General features: G+C 62.0%; 16 protein-coding genes. 1 reads left to right on the top strand and 15 read right to left on the bottom strand.

Going from position 1 to position 19886, the window contains the following annotated elements:
* Window positions 1-9: 9 nt before the first annotated feature.
* The 15 genes from K663_RS06505 to K663_RS06435 all read right to left on the bottom strand — a co-directional run bounded on the left by K663_RS06505 (window position 10) and on the right by K663_RS06435 (window position 18806).
* Window positions 10-762, bottom strand: a complete 753-nt coding sequence (locus K663_RS06505; RefSeq protein ID WP_062115611.1) for a class I SAM-dependent methyltransferase — start codon at window positions 760-762, stop codon at window positions 10-12.
* Between the two features lie 63 nt (window positions 763-825).
* The gene (locus tag K663_RS06500) at window positions 826-1959 is read right to left on the bottom strand and encodes a glycosyltransferase (RefSeq protein WP_062115609.1); all 1134 of its coding nucleotides are present in this window, start codon (window positions 1957-1959) and stop codon (window positions 826-828) included.
* On the bottom strand, window positions 1959-3308 hold the full coding sequence (locus tag K663_RS06495) for a sugar transferase (protein ID WP_062115607.1): 1350 nt from the start codon (window positions 3306-3308) through the stop codon (window positions 1959-1961). The genes K663_RS06500 and K663_RS06495 overlap by 1 nt, the downstream gene beginning before the upstream one ends.
* Before the next feature lie 100 nt (window positions 3309-3408).
* A complete protein-coding gene (locus K663_RS06490) occupies window positions 3409-5304 on the bottom strand; it encodes an XrtA/PEP-CTERM system amidotransferase (RefSeq protein WP_062115605.1) in 1896 nt (631 codons plus the stop codon).
* Between the two features lie 11 nt (window positions 5305-5315).
* Window positions 5316-6851 carry an exosortase A gene (xrtA, locus tag K663_RS06485; RefSeq protein WP_062115601.1) on the bottom strand — a complete coding sequence of 512 codons (1536 nt, stop codon included), beginning with the start codon at window positions 6849-6851 and terminating at the stop codon, window positions 5316-5318.
* Entirely contained in the window at window positions 6848-8077 is a 1230-nt protein-coding gene (locus tag K663_RS06480) for a TIGR03087 family PEP-CTERM/XrtA system glycosyltransferase (RefSeq protein WP_062115599.1), read from the bottom strand. Before K663_RS06480 ends, xrtA begins: the two co-directional genes overlap by 4 nt.
* Window positions 8074-9138, bottom strand: coding sequence for a FemAB family XrtA/PEP-CTERM system-associated protein (locus K663_RS06475; RefSeq protein ID WP_062115594.1), 1065 nt, complete (start codon window positions 9136-9138; stop codon window positions 8074-8076). Before K663_RS06475 ends, K663_RS06480 begins: the two co-directional genes overlap by 4 nt.
* Window positions 9135-9983, bottom strand: coding sequence for an XrtA system polysaccharide deacetylase (locus K663_RS06470; protein WP_201026683.1), 849 nt, complete (start codon window positions 9981-9983; stop codon window positions 9135-9137). Before K663_RS06470 ends, K663_RS06475 begins: the two co-directional genes overlap by 4 nt.
* 18 nt (window positions 9984-10001) lie before the next feature.
* On the bottom strand, window positions 10002-11198 hold the full coding sequence (locus K663_RS06465; protein WP_062115588.1) for an XrtA/PEP-CTERM system-associated ATPase: 1197 nt from the start codon (window positions 11196-11198) through the stop codon (window positions 10002-10004).
* Between the two features lie 23 nt (window positions 11199-11221).
* A complete protein-coding gene (locus tag K663_RS06460) occupies window positions 11222-12826 on the bottom strand; it encodes a hypothetical protein (protein ID WP_062115584.1) in 1605 nt (534 codons plus the stop codon).
* Window positions 12823-13740 (bottom strand): AAA family ATPase, encoded by a 918-nt coding sequence (locus K663_RS06455; RefSeq protein ID WP_062115581.1) that lies wholly within the window; start codon window positions 13738-13740, stop codon window positions 12823-12825. Before K663_RS06455 ends, K663_RS06460 begins: the two co-directional genes overlap by 4 nt.
* Window positions 13741-13750: 10 nt before the next feature.
* The gene (locus K663_RS06450; protein ID WP_062115577.1) at window positions 13751-15265 is read right to left on the bottom strand and encodes an XrtA system polysaccharide chain length determinant; all 1515 of its coding nucleotides are present in this window, start codon (window positions 15263-15265) and stop codon (window positions 13751-13753) included.
* A gap of 2 nt (window positions 15266-15267) precedes the next feature.
* Window positions 15268-15912 (bottom strand): XrtA/PEP-CTERM system exopolysaccharide export protein, encoded by a 645-nt coding sequence (locus K663_RS06445; RefSeq protein ID WP_062115574.1) that lies wholly within the window; start codon window positions 15910-15912, stop codon window positions 15268-15270.
* 132 nt (window positions 15913-16044) lie between these two features.
* Window positions 16045-17277 carry a pyridoxal-dependent decarboxylase, exosortase A system-associated gene (locus K663_RS06440; protein ID WP_062115571.1) on the bottom strand — a complete coding sequence of 411 codons (1233 nt, stop codon included), beginning with the start codon at window positions 17275-17277 and terminating at the stop codon, window positions 16045-16047.
* Window positions 17274-18806 (bottom strand): acyl-CoA ligase (AMP-forming), exosortase A system-associated, encoded by a 1533-nt coding sequence (locus tag K663_RS06435; RefSeq protein ID WP_062115568.1) that lies wholly within the window; start codon window positions 18804-18806, stop codon window positions 17274-17276. The genes K663_RS06440 and K663_RS06435 overlap by 4 nt, the downstream gene beginning before the upstream one ends.
* A gap of 49 nt (window positions 18807-18855) precedes the next feature.
* Between K663_RS06435 and K663_RS06430 the strand changes: the two genes are divergently transcribed.
* On the top strand, window positions 18856-19878 hold the full coding sequence (locus tag K663_RS06430; RefSeq protein ID WP_062115565.1) for a GNAT family N-acetyltransferase: 1023 nt from the start codon (window positions 18856-18858) through the stop codon (window positions 19876-19878).
* Window positions 19879-19886 lie beyond the last annotated feature (8 nt).

Raw genomic sequence — 19886 nt, 5'->3', positions numbered from 1 at the left:
GCGCGGCACTCACCGCGCAGCGCTTCCTACAGGTTTTCTGGCTCGAAACAGGCGGTCGTCCAAGGCGAAGAAGTGGCGGGTGTCAGGATCTATGCCGCTGGCGTCAATCTCTTCCAGGTCAAAACCCGCCGCGCGTATGCGCTCCGCAAAGTCGGGACCATATTGGCGAACATGATCCCACTGGCCAAAGCGGCGCTCCCGTTCACGCGGGGGAATGTCGAAACTGCCATCCTCGGTCGGCTTGTTCCACAACGGCACGATCAGCCAGGCTTCCCCCCCGGGCTTTAGCGCACGGTAGATGTTGCTCAATACCGCATGATCGTCGGGCACATGTTCCATGACATGGCTGGCGTAAAACAGATCGTAGCGCTCTGCATCGTCCAATTTCATCAGGTCCACGCGACGCATACCCGGCACGCTGTACCGATCCGGATCGATATCGGCGGGCGTGTAGTGGGCGGCGGTAGAGAAGCGGCGTACCAGGCTAGCTTCATTAGGCGCCATGTGCAGGATCGCGCCTTCATTGGGAACGTTCAACACTCTCCCATCTATAAGATGGTTCATCAATCGTTCGCGTGGCGAAGCCCCGCAGCGGGGGCAGCCCCATTCGGCTTGGTCGCCATAGCGAAAGAAGCCGACCACCGATTGTCCGCAGGCCGGACAGGCACGGCGCGCACGCGCGCCCATCGCCTTGCGAAGCGCGAGCATTGTCCGGGTTAGATGCTTGCCGGCAGCCTTCGCCACCCGCTGAAAAGTAATCACGCCTTGGCTCCGATCAGCATTGCAAGGGCCTATACAATATGCCCCACCTTTGGCGAGAGGGGATCAGCGTGACTTGGCCGGATTCCAAACCGTGACCGTCCGGCCTCTCATCGCCTTGAGCACGCCCTGGAGCGTCGCGGCATAGGCGATGAGAATATCCACCACCGCAGCAAGAGGCCCGCCCTTGGCGCGTAAGCCAAGCACCAGCAGGACTAGAACGATCATAACCCCCGCGAGGGCCACCAGGGGCGACAGGCTGAACGCCAGCGCCAGAGCCGCCAGCGCACCCGCAACAATGAAGAGCCCACCGAACCAGCGCACGATCTTGCGCGAGCCATATTTGAAGCGATCCAGCCGACTCATCCGCCGCAATTGCGGGCGCAGATAGGAATGCGTGTGCCAGGCACGCGCGGCAATCCGAACCTTGCGGCGATACTCGTCACCACGCGCGGCGACCAGCCGCTCGCGGGCGATGACGTCCTTGGCCTTCACCAACCGCTTACCCGCGAACAACACGGCCATCGATACAGTCAGGTCATCGAGAACGCTGTCGGGAAAGTCAGGATAAAGTGTTCGTCGAACCGAGAAAATCGAGCCGTCAGCTCCTAACGCATTGCCGGTGCGCGACTCCTCATCCTTCAGTCGCTCTTCCAGACGCCAGTATAGCGATCCGACAGAAGCCGTCGCGCTCTCGCCCTCCCCCATATAGTGGAGCGATCCGAGAACGCCGCCGACATCAGGATCGGCATAGCGGGCGAGAAGATTGTCGATGGCATCTTCATCGAGCAACACATTGGCATCGGTGAAGATGAGGATGTCGCCACGGGCGCGCGCTGCCAGTTGCTTCATGCCATGCGCCTTGCCGCTACGGCCGGGGCCACGAACCAGCGTCACCAGATCGCCCTGTGCAGCAATCAAGGACGCCGTGTCGTCGGATGAGCCGTCATCATATGCGAGTATTTCGAGTGCCGGATAACGATGCTTCAGCATGGCCAGGTTAGCCAGCTTGTCCGACATCGCCGTAGCCTCATTATACGCGCAAAACACAAGCGATGCCGACGGGGTCACCCCCTGCCTTGGCGCTTCTGGCCGCGTCGGCAGCACGCGCAGGATCAGGGGATAGAACAGGAATGGCCATAGCACCGCCACAAGGGACAGGAGCAGAACCAGCAGGAAAAAGAGATCAAGTTCGCGCATCAATAGGCCTTGTGATGCACCAAAACGCCGATTGTCGCGAAGATGATGCGCAGGTCGCGCCAGATCGACCATTTCGTCACATATTCCAGATCCGATTGAAGCCGATCGATCAAATCCTGATGATGGTCGGTCGATCCGCGGTGGCCGCGCACCTGAGCTAGGCCCGTCATGCCCGGTTTGATGCAGTGCCGCTCCCAATAACGCTCATCAACCTCCCAATAGAGGCTGTCCCCGGCCTTGGCGGCAGCCGCGTGCGGGCGCGGACCGACGATGCTCATGTCGCCGCGCAGAACGTTGAAGAGCTGTGGCAATTCATCGATGCTGGTGCGACGCAAGAAATGGCCCACGCTCGTCACGCGGTCATCATCCCGCGCAGTGAGCTTGGCGGCCTTGCAATCACTTGCCTCGCTCCGCATCGACCGGAATTTATAGATATTGAAGGGGCGTGCGTCGCGGCCAATGCGTGGCTGCTTGAAGATAATAGGACCGGGACTGGTCAGCTTTATCGCGATGGCGGCCGCGATCAGCACAGGCGACAACGCCAATGTGGCTCCGGTAGCAACGATGATATCGAAGATGCGCTTGATGATGCGGTCGCGGAAATGGAATGGGCCCCCGGCGACGATGATCGTCGGTTGGCCGTCAAATTCATCAACGCGCGCCGGGGCGAAGCGCAGCAGTTCCGGCACGACGATTTCACCGCGCGCCGACAGGGATTTGAGCGCAGCCGACCAATCCGCCATCCGCTCCATCGGACAAGCCACGATCACTCTCTCAGCCATTCCAACCGCCGCCGCAAGCCGCGCCGCCATATCGGCGTCATGACGGCCGGGATGCAGATCGGCAGATACCGCATCAATCAGTTCCATATGTGGGCCGGTCGCAATCTCTACGCCATCCATGATTACGGCTGTCAGATGCGGCACCTCCCCCAGCAGGCGTGCGCCCAGACGACTTATGGCCAGCCGCACCAGCGCAACGCTGATCGCTGAAAGGCCAAGGCCAGTCACGAAGGTGAGGCGGGAAAGCTGCTCCGCGATCTTGCCCAGATAGACGATCAGCAGCATCAGCAGCGCCGCCTGCGCCAGGGCGAGCAACCCCCGGACAATGCCGCGCCGAATATTGTCCAGCATATGGATGCCATAGGCACCGCCCTGCACCGCCAACAGGATGTAAAGCGGCGCGACCATGGCGAACATGACAAGGCCATGTGGCTTGCCCGGCTCGCCGAGCAGCGCGCCCAGGATAAGCCAGTTCGCGAGCAGGAAAGACAGGAATAATCCCGCCAAATCCCCAAGGAGGCAGAGCAGATATAGTCGCGCTCGAACTATTTCCTTCGAAACTGTCACTGGCGTCCTGCTTACCCTTTGCACGACAGCTCCGTTGGCACCGGCGGGCGTGGGTTGCAAGGGGCTCGCCAAAAGAGCCATGCGGTTCGGCGCCAGTCGATCAGAGGCTGAACAACCGACTCAACGCCTTGTCCAGCATCAGCAGCTGCCAAAGCATGCGGCCATGATCGGCCACCCCGGATTTATGATCCGCCGCGATCCGCCCCAACATCTTCGCATCGAACCAGCCCGTCTTGGTCAGCGCCGATCCGCCTGCGATAGCCGTCGCTTCGCCCGAAAGAGGCCCGCGAAACCAGTTGCTGATAGGGGTAACAAAACCCATTTTCTGCCGGTAGAGGATGTCTTGCGGCAGATAAGGCTCCATCGCCTTCTTCATCAGATATTTGCCGCTATTCCCGCGAATACGCTGGGCGACGGGCAGGCGGGCTGCAAATTCCACAAGCCGGTGGTCCAGCAGCGGCTCGCGCGCTTCAAGGCTGACGGCCATGCTCATCCGGTCGGTCTTGGTCAGGATATCGCCGGGCAGCCAGATACGGATATCGGCATATTGCGCGCGGTCGAGCGGGTCGCGCGCCGGGGCCTGCGCCATGGTGCGAATATAGCGATCCTCGGCGCGATAGGCGCCCAGGCGACTGCGCATATCCTGGCTGAACAGCCGTTGACGCATGCCGTGGGGCGTCACGCTGACCGATGCGGAATAGGCGTCGCCGCCCTCCCCTGCCAGTTCCAGGAAAGTCGATTTGGCGCGCAGCGGCCGGGGCGCCCAGTCCGCCTTGGGATACCAGCGACCAAGCGTCCCGAAAAGCGGCTGGCGAACCGATGCCGGGATGAGACTACGGACCCGCTCCCCCTGCATCTGGAACCGATGCCTGCGATAGCCGGCAAAAGCCTCGTCCGCGCCATCGCCGGACAGGGCGACGGTCACCTGCTCCCGCGCCAGTTCGCACACACGATAGGTGGGCAGCGCCGAAGCGTCGGCGAAGGGTTCGTCAAAATGAAAGGCGAGCGTATCAATCAACCCATAATCATCGGGCGACACGATCCTCGTGCGATGATCAGTCGCAAAGCGCCGGGCGATGCGGTCAGCATAAGCGGTCTCGTCCAGGCTTGCGACATCGAAACCGATCGTACAGGTCTGGACAGCCTGGGCCGATGCTTCCGCCATCAGCGCCACAACGCTGGAGCTATCGACGCCCCCCGAGAGAAAAGCGCCAAGAGGCACGTCGGCCACCATGCGCGAACGAACCGCCTGCCGCATCAAGGCGACAAGCTCCTCCTCCAGCTCTCCGGGCGTCGCCTTGCTGCGTTCGGCGAAACTGACATCCCAATAGCGTTGTGGCTGCGGCGCGGGTCGCCCGCGGACCAAGCGCAATGTCTCGCCCGCCCCCAGCTTGCGCACGCCCGCCACCATGCAGGCATCGTCCGGCACATAGCCATAGGCCATATAATCCTCGACCGCCGACAGGTCGGGTGCGCGACGCAGCAGCGGGTGAACAAGCAGGCTTTTCAGTTCCGATCCGAAGATCAGGCTGCCATCGGATAGCTGGGCATAATGGAGCGGCTTGACCCCCAGCCGGTCGCGCGTGAGCCAGAGCGACTGCGCACGCGCGTCGAACAGCGCGAACGCAAACATACCGTGAAATCGCTCGACACAGGCTTCACCCCATTGGCGATAGCCGTGCAGAATGACTTCTGTATCGCTGTGTGTCCGAAAAACGTGACCCTTCGCTTCCAGTTCGGCGCGGACATCACTGAAATTATAGATTTCACCGTTGAAGGTAACGGCGAGGCTTTCGTCCTCGGTCAGCATGGGTTGCGCCCCGCCTCCAAGGTCGATGATGGAAAGGCGCAAATGCCCTAGGCCCACGCCGGGCGCAGTCCAGATGCCGCTGCCGTCCGGACCACGATGCGGCATGACGTCGAGCATCGCTTGCACGCGCGCTGGATCGACCGGCTTGGCCGTTTCAAGATGGAAGATGCCCGCTATCCCGCACATGCGAAAGGGCTTTAGCGGATGCCGAGGCCGCGGTCAGCCAAATCCTTCACATCTCCGATATCCCGCAGAAACATGGCGATGGCAGCGTCGGCCGCCATCCCGGGCCAGTTTTCCGCTGAGACCAGTATAGCGCCCGCGCGCTGATCCCTGCCCAGCAGTCTTGCCTTCATGGTATCGAATTTAACGCGTGGCGCACTCCCGGTGAGGGGCGCCTCGCCCACCTTGTAGAAACTTACCACATGCCGGACCACAGGACCCGGCGCGGTGACCTGGTCGCCGCGCCCGTCCTTTGGTGAGGGCGCGGGGGAGGACCAGGCCCAATTCTGGTCTGGATCGGCGGCGCCCTGTGCGAAGCCCACCAGTTCGCGTCCCTCGCTCTGCCCGTCGAAGCTCACCATAGCAAGGTCAACGACCTGCCCTGCGGTGTTACGATAACGCCCCATGACAAGATGGTCCGCGCCATCGAAGCGCGGCTTCCATGGATAGGCAGGCGGCTCGGCAGTCAGGGTCCAGCCCTTGATGGTCGGCAGTTCCAGTGCGACCGGCAGTGGATCGCTCGCCGCGGCGCTCGCCATCAGCCACAAGGGCGCCGCGGCGATCAGCGACAATCCAGCGCCGGCGGCGATGGGAAGTGGCGCTTGGCCCCGCCAGACACCTGCCAGCTTCGAAGGGTCAAACCAGGGATCGTCAGGACGCCGATCGAAAAACGGCCATGCCGCCGCCATCACCAATGTCATCACGACGGCGAAGAAGACCCAGCCATAAAGAACATGATCGAACCCCACCGCGGCATTGATGCTGGTCAGATGGGCCACAAGGATCGTCGCGAAGGCGCGCAGGCCGTTGGCCAGCACCGACAGCGTCAGGGCACCCGTCATGAAGATGATTCGGCGCGGCCAACTGGCAAAGCAAACATTGCAGACAAGCGCGCCATAGGCTGTCATGGCAATAACGAATTTCGCTCCCGAACAGGCCTCCGCCACCTCGAAATAACCGGTCGGCGTGGTGATGAATATGCCGTCCAGATGGGCAGGCACCCCCGACAGGCCGAGGAACGCCATGCAAAGTCGCGCGGTGATCAATTGCAGCGGCGCGACGATCTCCTCACCTGCCGGCACCATGAAAAAGGCGTAAAAGAGCGGAAAGATGAGCCCTCGCCCAATCGCTGGACCCAGTAGGGTGACGACCGCGCCCTGCATCATGAGGATCAGGGCAGCATGGCGGAAAAGGGCGACGCCAGCCGCTGCGCCTAACAGCCAGGCAAAGCCACCCAAGCCGATCCACAGCAATCCCGGTGCCCACGCCACCGGTTTCAATTGACGCAAACCGGGCAAACGCTGCTGCACCAACCACGCGATCAGAACTGGGATAAAAAGGCAGTGACCAAAGGTCGAGGCGTTCCACCAGATAGACACCATATCAATGGCGTCCCGGTGGAACAACGACAGGATCAGGAAGGCGAATATGCCAAGCGCCGCCAAATGCCTCCGCCAGCCGAGGCCAACCAAGGCCGGCATCCGGGGCATGGAGAGCGTATCCAGAGTCATGCCGCCCTGACAATCATGCGCTCTGGCTGGCCGAACAGCATATCAGGCAATTCCTTCAGCGTTTCCTGCCACCGATAGCGTTCTTCCATCCTAGCCCGCGCCGCCTGACCAAGGCTGCGCGCGCGGCCCGGATCGGCCAACAAGGCTGCGACCTTCTCGGTTTCTTCGGCAGAGTCGGCAGCAATCAGGAAATGCGTGCCGTCGCTAGCGTCAATCCCCTCCGCCGCTTCGGGCGAAGCCACGACCGGACGCGCCATTGCCATCGCCTCCAGCACCTTGTTCTGAATGCCACGGGCGATGCGCAGGGGCACAACCACCACGTCCGCCGCCGCCAGCCACCCTCGCACATCCGGCACAGATCCGGTGACGATCACACCCGGCATCTGCTTTAGCGCCTCAACCTGTGGTGCAGGATTGCGTCCTACAATGGCAAAGCAGGCATCTGGATGTATTGCTCGCAAGGCTGGCAGCGACTGATGAGCGAAGCTGTCAACCGCCTCGATGTTCGGCCGATAGTCCATCTGGCCCGTGAAGACGATCAGGGGGCGCCCTACCCTCCCCACCGGATCGAAGCGCGCCGCCGGATTGAAATAGTCAAGCGCAACGCCATTATCGATCGCGATCACGCGCCGATTGTCGAAACCACTTGCGGTGCGAAACAGCCCGGCTTCCGCTTCGCTTACAAATGCGCTAATGTCCGCGCGGCCAGCGATGGTGCGCTCAAAGTCCCGGAGGAGCCGCCCCTCACGCCGGTTCACCCAACCCATCATGCCTCGGCCAAGCTCACCATAGGCAGCATATTTCGCCGAATCAAAATCGACGAAGTCCATCACGAAACGAACCCCTGGGGGAAGGTCGGGAATGAAATGCGCCATCTGCGCCGAATAGCCCATCACTGCGGCAATTGGTCGCTCGCGCATGGTGCGCTTGACCCACCGATGCATCTGGGCGCTCTCATACATGCTCACCAGCATCGGTTGACGCCTGACCAAACCAGCCAGCCCCGCCACTGCGAGCGACCGGTTGCGCGCGAGTACGCACTGACTCGCAGTAAGTGCCTCCATCTCCGCCGCAAAGCCCATGTCCCGGTCGTCGTCGGCAAAGCAGCCTACATGCACCGGCGCGATTTCCGCCAATCTCTTCAGAATGTGAAAGGAACGGATCTTGTCGCCCCTGTCCGGCGGGAATGGAATGCGGTGGCAGAGGAACAATATCTCGCCCGTCATCCCAGCCCCCGCGAAATGAAGGGACCGAGCAGGTTCGCGACACGCAGCGGCAGCTTCTTCCAAAGCTCGACGCGGCGCTGATATCGTGCGCTGTTGGGATTGATATCACGCCGCTCGCCGGACGCTGTCCAGTGATAATAGGCAAGAGGCACAGGATCGAAGCCGAAGCTCTTCTTCCACGCCGCCTGGCCGCTGCCAACCTTCGACCTACCGAAATCGAACAGGGTCATGCCACGCGCCCGGCCATGGCTCATCAGCCGATAGTACATAAGTTCGTTGGAGCGCACGCGGCGGGCATCCGCTATGCCCCCGCCCCAAAAAGGCATCACGCGCCCTTGATGATAGAGGGTCAGAACGGCGGACACGGGTCGATCATCTTCAATGACCAGCAATATGTCCGCATCCTCTCCGAAGGCGGACAGCACCTCACGAAAGAGCAGTGCCGGGAAAACGGGCGTGCCAAGATTGCGTACGCTCTGCGCATAAACATTGTAATGCGCGCGAACGAGCGCCTCGTCACGCCCCACCTGAACCCGCAGCGCAGGGTTGGCGAGCGCCTTGCGCAGTTCGGCCCGGTGCTTGCGAGGGATTGCGAGCAGTTCGGCCTCGTCGTCCGCGGCAATCGGCCGGACAAAGCCGCAATGGCTTCCTTCATGCATGGTCCAGCCTGCCCCAGGCTGCGGACCGCCACGCAGTTCGGCAGAGCCCACGCCGCGATCGCGCGCCATGCCCTGGGCGGCGTTCGCAAGCGCTGCGATTACGGCGGCATCATCCGCCAAAATCCCGCCATCTACCGCGAAGCCCGAGGACACCAGCGCCTGACCGAATAGCCAGCTCCTCATATGGGTCAACGGCAACAGGCCCGCGATCCGTCCTGAAGGCGCTACGGCCGCAAGCATATGGGCGCGATTGCCCGTGCCGCGCTCGATGGCTTTCAGCCAGGCGGGGCGATGGAAAGCAGTGCCATCCGCCATTCCCATTACGAATGTTTCGGCGGCTCCCACCTGCGCCGCGTCATTCAGATCGATCTCAACGACGCCAATGTCGTTTCCAACGATCATGCTGCGCGATCCGCTTCACTGGCAACGACCGCGTCCATGCGCGACCAAGAGAAATCGCGCATCAGCATCTGCAGCTTCTGCGCCATGACCGATAGGTTCGTATAATGACGCAAGCGCGAGCGGAGCGGAGCGCCCGGCACGCGCGGCTGGCCCGGGTCTATCTCCCACGGATGGAAATAGATGATCGCCGGCCGCCTTTCCCGGGCATTCACCTGCCGGATCGCCCAGCGGGAGAAGCCATAAGGCAGCAGCCGGAAAAAGCCGCCTCCCCCCGCCGCCAACCGACGCCCACGAAATTCCGCAGTCGTAACGGGCATCTCCAGCAGAGAAGCGCCTGAGACTGGCTTCCAGGCGAAGCGCGGCGATTCGGGCCAGCCATAATGGTCATGGCGGATCGGCGCGACGCTGCTGGAATAGAGATAATCTTCTTCCGCCAAGATGCTGTGTGCCCATGGGGTACGATGGTCGATCGAAAAGCTCGGCGCGCGGTAACCTACGACGCGCTGGCCGCTCGCATCTTCCAGCAGAGCGCGGGACCGACGCAGATCGGCGCGAAACGCCCCCGGCGTCAAGGAAAAGACGCGCGCATGGTCATAGCCATGGCTTGCAACCTCGTGTCCCGCATCGGCGATCCGCCGGATCAGCGAGGGATAGCGCTCCGCCACCCAACCGAGCGTGAAGAAGGTCGCGCTCACGCCCGCCTCAGCGAACAGCGCCAGAACGGCATCGGTGTTGCGCTCGACCCGATGCGTCAGCGCGTCCCAGTCGGCCCGTTCGATCGTCCGTTCGAAAGCGCCGACATGGAACCAATCTTCCACATCAACCGACAGGGCGTTCTGCATCATGGGCGGCTGGCGACGCGTTCAGGCCGCGGCGCTGTGCGGGGTATCCCCCATGCGCTGCTCACGCTCGACCCATTCGACCAGCAATGTCAGTACACGGCGCAACGCGGTATCCTGCTCCCCGACACGAAACTCCAGCGATGACAGCCGCTCCTCGATCAAGGTAAAGCAATCCTTCAGAGCTTCGGGATCAACGGCTGTGATCGCGGCCTGCTCGATACGCAACGAATCGACCTCGGCGCGTAGCGCGGCCATCTCGTCCATCAGTGTCGAGGGAGGCTCGGGCTGACGCATGCGCAGCGCATCCAGTTCGGCACGCAGCGTTTCCCGCGCAGGGGCGGACGCAGACGCAGGCGCTTCATCCACACGGTCCAGAACCGAGGGGGGCACGGCCTGCAAATTCGCGTCGCTATCCGCGCCCATGTCCTCGATCACCGCCTGAACGGCGTCCGCGTCAATCTCTGACAGTTGATCGAGCGCGCCCAGCAGCAGGACACGGCTGGCCAGCACGTTCACGCGGCGCGGAACGCCGCCGGTCGCGGCATAGATGGCGGCGAAGGCTTCTGGCGTGAATTGCGGATCGCCTTTCCATCCCACGATCGCCAGGCGGTGCAGAATGTAAGGTTCGACCTCGCCCGGCTGCATCGGATCAAGGTGATGGGTTGCAATCACGCGCTGGCGCAACTGTTCCAATTGAGCGGACTTCATCAGATCGCGAAATTCTGGCTGCCCCAGCAGGAATATCTGCAACAGCGACTGGCCACCCAACTGGAAGTTGGAAAGCATCCGCAGTTCCTCGATAGCGGGGACCGAAAGATTCTGCGCCTCGTCAACGATTAGCAGAGACCGGCGGCCTGCACGCGCCTGACTATGCAGAAACGCTTCGATCTGCCGCAGTATCTGCGCCTTGGGCATATCGGTCGTCGGCAGGCCGAAGCTTTGCGCTGTGAGGCGCAGCATGTCGTCCCCGCCGACCTGGGTCGAAACGATCTTTACGGCGGTCAGCCGCGCCGGATCGATCGTCGCCATCAAGTGCCCCACCAGCGTCGTCTTACCGGCGCCGATATCGCCGGTTATGACGATAAAACCTTCGCCCTGTGCCAGACCGTAGCCAAGATAGGACAGCGCCTTGCGGTGCGTCGCGCTTTCAAAATAGAAATGCGGGTCGGGGGTCAGCTGAAACGGGCGGCCCTCAAATCCGTAGAATTGATCGTACATCTCTCGTCTCCAACTGGACGGGATTAAAAACTGTACCGCAGGCCAATCTGGCCCATGGCGTTGATCACGCTATCCAGATCGTCGGCCTTGGCGCTGTCGAGTCCGAGCGAAGCGGATGCTTGAAGATTGCGATTGATGAGCCGGTTATAGCTGGTGAACGCACCGAGGTTCAGCACATCCAGCCGTGCGTCGCCGGCATCGAAATAATTGGCGTAGATAGCGCTATCGATGCTGGACCGGGCATCGATGACATAGCTGAGCGAGGCCGTGCCGTACCAATTCTGGTCCTTTGTCCCGCGTACGAACACAGTCTGGCCCGAGGGCGTCACGAACTTGCGCTGCGAATAGCCCATGCCGACCCCCAGCCCCCATGGGCCGCGCTGCGCAGCATATTGCGCGGCGACGCCTCGGTAGCGAAAGTTCGCGCCAGTGGTACCGGCAAGTGCATCGTTGAAGCACTGCCCACCCCCACTCTGCGAGAATGCACAGCCTGTGAAGTCCCCTGTGAAGGGATTGCGGACAACATCCAGGCTGCTGCCGGACACCGCCGCTACGTTTGACGTGATGATCCGCCCAAAGCTGTCGATGCCATCAAACACCACCAGTGCGAAGGACTGGTTGCGGCCTTCCCAAACAAAGGTGCCGGTATAGCTCATGCCGCCATAGCGCTCGCCGACCCGCGCTTCCAAGGAGGTGCGGCGGCTGGGTCGCCACAGAACGCCCGCATCCCAGATCATGCCGTCAAAATCATATAACAGCGCGCGTGGTGAGTTATCGTCGGTGACATAGCGTCCGTTGCGAACCACCGGCGCTCCATTGCCATCCAGCAGCGGCGCGCGCTGGCTGACCTTTATCCTCTCATATCCGACACCGCCTGCCAGCGCGACAGTCGGCGATATGGGGAGCGTAGCATCGACACGACCCCACCCATCCTCGAACCGCTGATCAAGCTGGCTGGCATCCTCGCGGTCATAACCAGCGCTGACCACAATGCCGAGCGGCAGCCAGACGCCTGGCGCAACGCCCACGGACCCTGCCAGGCTGTGCGAAACGGAGTCGGCGAAAGAGCCTGCGTCAGGAAAGCCCGCGAAACCGGCATCGACATCCTCGTCCACCCGCGCATAGCCCAAGCGATAAGAAGCCGCGACGTCCACGTCGCCCAGCGACGTCGCGTAGGAGGGTCCCACATAGCCGGCATAAACCTGGCTGGTCTGGCTATCATTCAATGTAGCAGCGCCGGAAAGGCCATCGGCGCGGACGCGCGTCGCTAGTCCGCCCGCGTTCAGTGTCAGCCCCCGCGAGATGAGGTATTGACCTGAAACGATGCCACTGATGATGTCCTGATCGGTCGCTTCGCGTCCCCAGCCGAAACTATGATTATATTGCACATCCGCCACGACTTCGACCCGACGCGTCCGCATTTCGGCGGTTACGCCAGCAGTGACATTGGTATAGGTCAGAACATCGCCGCCGCCCTTAAGCGGCGCCATGACTGTCTGATCGACACCCAGATACGGCGTCACATCGATCTTGCGCTCCTGCGCCGACGCCGAAGCCTGTGCCGTAGCAAGCGCCATCACCGCCAACAGTTTAAGGCGCATCGGCTTGGACGAGATGCGCAATGTCATTCGCCCTCGCTCCCCTTGACTGGGTAGCTGCCGAAACGGCGGCCACTGCCGGAGAAAGTAACACCATTCAGGAGCAACTGGACCTGTCCCGCGCCTTTCAGCATGCCCGCCGCATCGCGCAGCGCGCTTTCGCTGGTTTGATCGGCACGAACGACCAGCAGCGCGATCGCAGCGTGGGTCGCCAGGACGGCCCCGGCAGAGGCTGCGAGCAACGGCGGCGAATCAAACAGGATGATCCTGTCGGGACGCCCTTCTGTAAGGCGGTTCAGCAGCGCCTCGGTGCGCGCGGACGCCAGATATTCGGTATCGTTGTTGCTGGGCCGACCAGAAGGCAGCACTGACAGCGATGGAATGTCTGTCCGAATCACGCAATTCTCAATCGTGATTGCCGGATCGGCGAGCGCATCCATCAGGCCGCAACCGGCCGTAAGCCCCAGCGCCTCGGGAATGCCTGGCTTGCCGAAGTCGGCATCGACCAGCAGTATTTCCTTATCCTTTTCCGCCGCCAGGCTGAGCGCAAGGTTGATCGCACAGAAGCTCTTCCCCTCACCGCTGTGGGCGGAGCAAATGAGGATGCGATTGCCGCGCGGATCGTCACCCAATTGGGCAAGCAGGTCCCGCTTGAGCAGGCGAAATTCTTCGCTCATCGCCGTAACCGGCGCGTCCGGCAGCAGATAATCGCCTTCAGCCAGCGCGATGCGATCAATGCTTTGCACTGGCCCGCGCCAGTCCGGCGCGCGAAAACCCGCTGAGACGGTAGCCGGCTCCGCAAAGTCCACCCCCGGCAGGGGTGACGCTTCATCGGGCACTTCCACGGATGGCGCCGCGCGTCCTTGCAGCGCGGCGCTGAAGTCGTAGATCTCAGTGGCGCGCTCGATCAGCGAACCTTTGGACAGGGAGCTATGCTTGTTCATCGTCCGCTCCTCACGCCATTCCGCGCTGAATGAATTCGACCAGGATCAGCAGCAGGCAAAGCCCCGCCAGCCCGCCAGTTGCGCCGGCGAACCATTTCAATCGCTGTTTCTCGACTGCCTTTTGCGCGGCATTGACCGTCAGGGTGATGGAGCCGATGACCGGAAGTCCTACCGCCCTTTCCAGACGCGCCGACGTCGGGAATCTACCCTTGAGCTGTCCCATGGCAAAAGCGCTGCCGATCCCCGCCCCGATCCCAAGGACCAGCACGGCCAGCAAGAGCAGCGGTCGATTGGGCGCCGTGGGCACCGTCGGAGCGTTGGGCGGATTGATGACGCGAAACTGGACCGAGCCGGTCTCGGACTTCACATCGCCCCTTAGGCGCACATCCTCGCGGTCGGCCAGCAGCTTGTCATATTGCGTCTTCAAAACCTCATAATCTCGATCGAGCTTTTCCTGCTCGGCGGCAAGGCCCGGCTCGTCGGCCTGCCGCGAGGACATGGCATTGAGGTCAGCCTGAAGCTGCGACTTGCGTGCCTGCAACGCCTGAACGGTCGCAGCCCGCTCGGCCTGCATCGACTTGATCGAAAGATAGGCGGGATTGGGCGATCCGCCTGGACCAACATCGCCTCTCTGGCGACGCAGAGAATCGAGCTGCCGTTGCGCGGTGATCACATCGGGATGGTCGTTGGTCCAGCCACGCGCACGCATGCCAGCCAGGTCCGCCTGCGCTTGCGCCAGTGCCGAGGGGCCACCCGAAGCGGATGTACCCGGCAACACCTGCGGCGTTCCTGCCAGTTGACCATTCATGGCGCTTAGTGCGCTGGACGCCTGCACCAGCTGAGACTCGATATTGTTGATCTCCATCCGCGCGGCATCCATGCGCTGCCCGATGGAGCCTGCGCCGGGAAGCACCCCGGCGTAGCGCTGCTCGAATTCGACACGCCGCTGTTCGGCGGCGGCAAGCTGGCGGCCGCGCGCGGCGAGCTGTTCATCAAGGAAAGCCAGGCTTTGCTTGGTCTCTACCCGATCCGAAGACAGGTTCGCTTCCTGGAAAATGTCGATCAGCTTTTGCACGGCTTGCTGCGCGATCCGGGCATTGGCGCCGTCGGACAGGCTGGAGTCGGCAGACTTGGCGCTGATGTCGATCATGCTGGGATCGGCCTGCGCCACGACGGTGATGCCTTCACGCAGAGCGGTAATCTTCGCTGCCATGTCGCGCGGGCCGCTGACCGTCTGATTGAGATCGGTCTCCTTGACGACACGCTCCAGATTGGCCGTGCTCGCCAGCGTCTGGCGAACACGGTCCAAATCCTGCTGCGACTGGACCTGGGTGATGCCCACCTTGTCCTGCAGTAGCGACTGCGTGTTCACATAGACCCGCGCCTTGCTTTCATAGCTGTTGGGCACCAGCGCGATGCCCAGCCAGCCCAGCATGCACACGGCCCACGCCACGCCAAGCGCCACCCAGCGCCGGATCCATATGCCATGCAGGGCAATCAGCAGTTCGTCGTAAAGACCCGCCATGATCAGAACATGCTTTCAGGGATGATGATGACGTCGCCGGGCGCCAGCATGACATTCGCCTTGCTGTCGCCGCGTTTCAGCAGGTCGCCAATGCGCACGTTGAATTCCTGCTGCTTGCCCTCGTCCTTGTTGAAGCGGACCAACCGCGCGCGGTTACCCGCCGCATATTCACTGAGCCCCCCGACAGAGATCATCGCGTCGAGCAGCGTCATATTGGCGCGATAGGGAATCGAGGCAGGCTTTTCAGTCGCGCCGACGATCCGCACCTGCTGGCTGAATGTGCCGGAAAATTGGTTGACGATCACCGATACCAAGGGATTTTCGATATATTTGGTCAGCGCGACCTTCATGTCGTCGGCCAGCTGCTTGGGCGTCTTTCCCACGGCGGGCATATCGGAGATCAGCGGCGTCGTGATGCGCCCGTCCGGCCGCACCTGCACCTTTGCGCCCAGTTCCGGGTTGCGCCACACGAATATGGTCAAGTCGTCGAGCGGCCCTATGACATACTCCTCGCCCGGCCCCTCCTGCTGTGAGACGAACGATGCTGGCGGGAGTTGCCGACCGCCGCCGCCCGAGGCGCAACCTGACAGGAGCACGGCGGGCACCGAAGCACCGATCAAAGCTCGGGAAAGTGACAGGAAACGCATATCTTCACCTCATGATGCGGCCGCACGGCTGCGCTGCCGCCAGATGATGAAGCGGCTGCAAAGCGGTGGGCTTTGGCCATCTTCTTGCCTTCAAAGGGTAAAGATACGGTTAGGCGTCAAACTATTGGCATATCAGCCAAGTAATAGTTCCAGGGCAGGTGGATGTCCTAGAAAGGCTGCGGGGCTGGCGGACGCTCCATAGGCCCCTGCGACGAAAATCGCGATTAGGTCGCCCTCGATCACGGCTGGCAAGGCAACCTTTTCGCCGAGCTTATCAATGGGTGTGCACAGGCATCCCACCACCGTGACCGCTTCCTCGACAGTGGCCTCTCCAAAGCGGTTAGCCACCGCGATAGGATAGTTGCGCCGCACCACCGTCCCGAAATTGCCGCTCGCCGCGAGTTGATGGTGCAACCCCCCATCGACGACCACGAACGTCTCGCCCTTACTCTTCTTCACGTCGATTACGCGCGTCAGGTAAACTCCCGCTTCCCCAACCAGCCAGCGGCCAAGCTCAATCGCAAACCCGCTTGTCGCCAATATGTCGGGCCGCGCATTCAGTGTCTGACCCAATGCTTCGCCGATGGGAGCGACATCCAGCCGTTGATCGCCGGGGAAATAGGGTATGCCAAAGCCGCCCCCCAGATTGACCAGCGGCGGCGATGTTCCCACCTCGTTCGACAACCGCGCCGCGAGACCCACCGTCGCCGCTTGCGTATCGATCAGCGCCTCGGCGTCGAGGGCTTGCGAGCCGGCGAAAATATGCCAACCGCGCCAGTCCGCCCCGGCGGCGATGAGCGACCGTGCAAGTGCGGCAGCCCTGTCCGCATCGACACCGAAGGGCTTGGCCCCGCCTCCCATGCGCATGCCCGATCCTTTAAGGTCGAAATCGGGATTGACCCTTACTGCTAAGCGGGGAATCTGCCCACGCTTCTCGGCAACGGAGAGCGCCCGTCGCGCTTCGCCCTCGGACTCCAGATTCAGCGTGATGCCCGCATCAATGGCAGCAACCAGTTCGTCGTCGCGCTTACCCGGCCCCGCAAAGCTGATATGAGCCGCATCCATGCCAGCGTCTAACGCACGCGCCAGTTCACCACCCGATGCAACATCGAAACCATCGACCAGCCGCACCATCCGTTCAAGCAATCCGGGGTGCGGATTGGCCTTTACTGCGTAGTGGAGCGACAATTCCTTAGGCATGGCGTCACGCAGGGCTTGCACCTGTCGTTCTACAATATTCATGTCATAGACGAACAGCGGCGTGCCCCCCGCTTCATCGACAAGGCTGGCCGCGCCGCAACCGCCGATCAGCAGCATGCCGTCTTCGCCTTCAAAAAAGGGCGGGATAGGTCCCATCGGCTTCATCGGTCATATTCCTTGGCAAGCGCTACGCGATCAATCTTGCCGTTAGGCGTGCGGGGAAATTTCACGAGCCTGACGATCCTTCGTGGTTGCATGAAATTGGGCAATTCGATCTTCAGGCTCGTCTCAACCGTCGCTTCGGTCAGCGGGTCGTCCGATCGGATCAGCAGCAGCACCGCTTGCCCCAGCCTCTCGTCCTTCACCCCAAGCGCAACCGCTTCGCCAACTCCCGGCACAGCCACGGCCGCTTCCTCAATTTCGGTAGGACTGATGCGGTTGCCCGAGGACTTGATCATCGCATCATCGCGACCGACGAAATAGAGCAGGCCGTCCGCATCTCGTCGGACGCTATCTCCCGACCACACTGCCAGGCCGCCATAGCGCGATGCGGGGGGAGCTGGCCTGAACCGTTCGGCGGTCCGCGCAGAGTCGCGCCAATAGCCTCGCGCGACCAGCGGCCCACAATGCACAAGCTCGCCGATCTCACCATCATCGGTCAGGCTGCCATCCGGCCGAACGACCAATATCTCTGCATGCGGTATCGCCGAACCCATGGAATCAGGATGGCTGACGACCTGATCCGGTGAGAGATAGGTAGACCGGAAAGCCTCGGTCAGCCCGTACATCGGATAGAGATCCGCTTGTGGGAACAGGCTTCGCAATTTCGCGACGAGCGGCCGGGTAAGCGTGCCCCCACTGTTGGTCAGGCGTTTCAACTTACCGGCCACTTCAGCCTGCCAGTTCAATTCGGTCAGTTGCACCCACAGCGGCGGCACGCCCGCGAGGGTCGTGATGTCACGACGGTCGATCGACTTCATGACGTCACGCGCGGTGAGATAATCGAGTGGATAGACGCACCCGCCGGCGTACCAGGTGGAAAACAACTGATTCTGTCCGTAATCGAAGCTGAAAGGCAGCACGCATAATGTCCTGTCATCCGCCGTCAGCTTCAGATAATTCGCCACGGCCGCCGCGCCGAGCCAGAGGTTCGCGTTGCTCAACATCACGCCCTTGGGACGGCCGGTAGATCCGCTGGTGTAAAGTATAGCCGCCAGATCGTGCGGCTCGGATCGTGAGGGCGGCATGACGCTCCCCCCGCTCATGGCGCAAGCCGCGTCATCCTCTCGCAACAGGCGGCATCCCACTGGCACGTCACCCGGCGCCAGCGTATCGAGGCGGCTCACCGTCCCTATCAACAGTTGCGCACCGCTGTCGGCCAATATGTGAGCCACCTGCGCATGCTTGAGCAACGGATTGACCGGCACATGCACCAGCCCTGCACGCGGCGCGGCAAGCGGCATCAACGCCGCGACGGGGCCTTTAGCGATCCAGCTCGCGACTCGGGCGCCCCCTTCCAGGCCAAAACCCGCCAGCCATCCGGCCAGCCGTCCGAGCGTCTCCTCCAGCTCCGCATAATTTTGCGATCCCGAACGCCCATCAAGCGCCGGGCGCGCGGGATCCCCTCGCAGCAGCAGATGGTCGATCGGCCGAACTTCCTCTCCATCGATCAGGGTTGAGCCGCTTAACTCCATTTCCAGACTTTTCACCTAAGGCAGAGGATGGTGCCGGGGAGATAGTGGTTTGCTGGTCACAAGGGAATATAGCACGATTGCAGATGCCCGAATGACGCTCGCGGGAAAGATGGACCGCGCCTCGATATCATCCCTCTTTGACCGCATCGGCTGGTTCGAATCGCTCCACGGCCACTGCTTCGCGCTACAGCCTGTCCGCATACTACAGGTGATTGAAGGCGCCACAGAGGCCTGGCTCTTCCTGCTTTCCCCCTCACCAGAGCGACAGAGCGCGCTCGCCAACTGGTATAGCTTTTCGTGGTCTCCGATCTATCTCGGCGATCCCGACGCGCCGACCCGGCGCAGGCTGACGGAAGTGCTGGCTGCCAACCTTATCAAGACAGGTCGTCATATCGATCTCTATCCCGTCACCGAATGTTCCGGCATGTTGCTCGACGTATTCCGGCGCAGCGGCTGGTTTGGGGTGCGGCGGCCTATGGGCGGACGCCATCTGCTAGCCCTCAACGGCCGGGATTTTGCCACATATTGGGCAGGTCGTCCCGGACGGCTGCGCAATCAGGTGCAGCGCAAGGCGCGCACCAGCCGCTTCACCATCGACATTCGCCATGACCTTACAGAAGCGCTCTGGAACGATTATCTCGCGGTTCATGCCAGCAGTTGGAAGCAGCCCGAGCCGGGCCTGTCTTTCCTGCGCGAAATGGCCGCCCGTGAAGCGGAAGCCGGAACGCTGCGTCTGGGCTTCGCGCGGCTGAATAGCCAAGCGGTTGCGACCCAACTCTGGACAGTCGAAAATGGCACAGCCTTAATTCACAAGCTGTCGCACGACCGCGCCTTCGATGGCGGCTCGCCCGGCACGCTGCTTAGCCATGCTATGTTCGCCCACGCCATAGACAGCGATCGCGTCCAACTCATCGATTATGGAACCGGCGATAACAGCTACAAGGCCGAGTGGATGGAGCAGCGCCAGATCCTCTACCGGCTCGACTTCTTCAATCCCCGATACGCGTCCACATGGATTCCCGCCGCACGAACCGCCATTTCCGCCCTTGTGGGCCAAGGGCGGAACGACTAGGTAAGCCC

It is taken from the genome of Sphingobium sp. MI1205, from assembly GCF_001563285.1.
Taxonomy (GTDB): Bacteria; Pseudomonadota; Alphaproteobacteria; order Sphingomonadales; family Sphingomonadaceae; genus Sphingobium.
The sequence above is the reverse complement of the archived record's forward strand: the minus strand, read 5'-3'. Positions and strand labels throughout refer to the sequence as shown.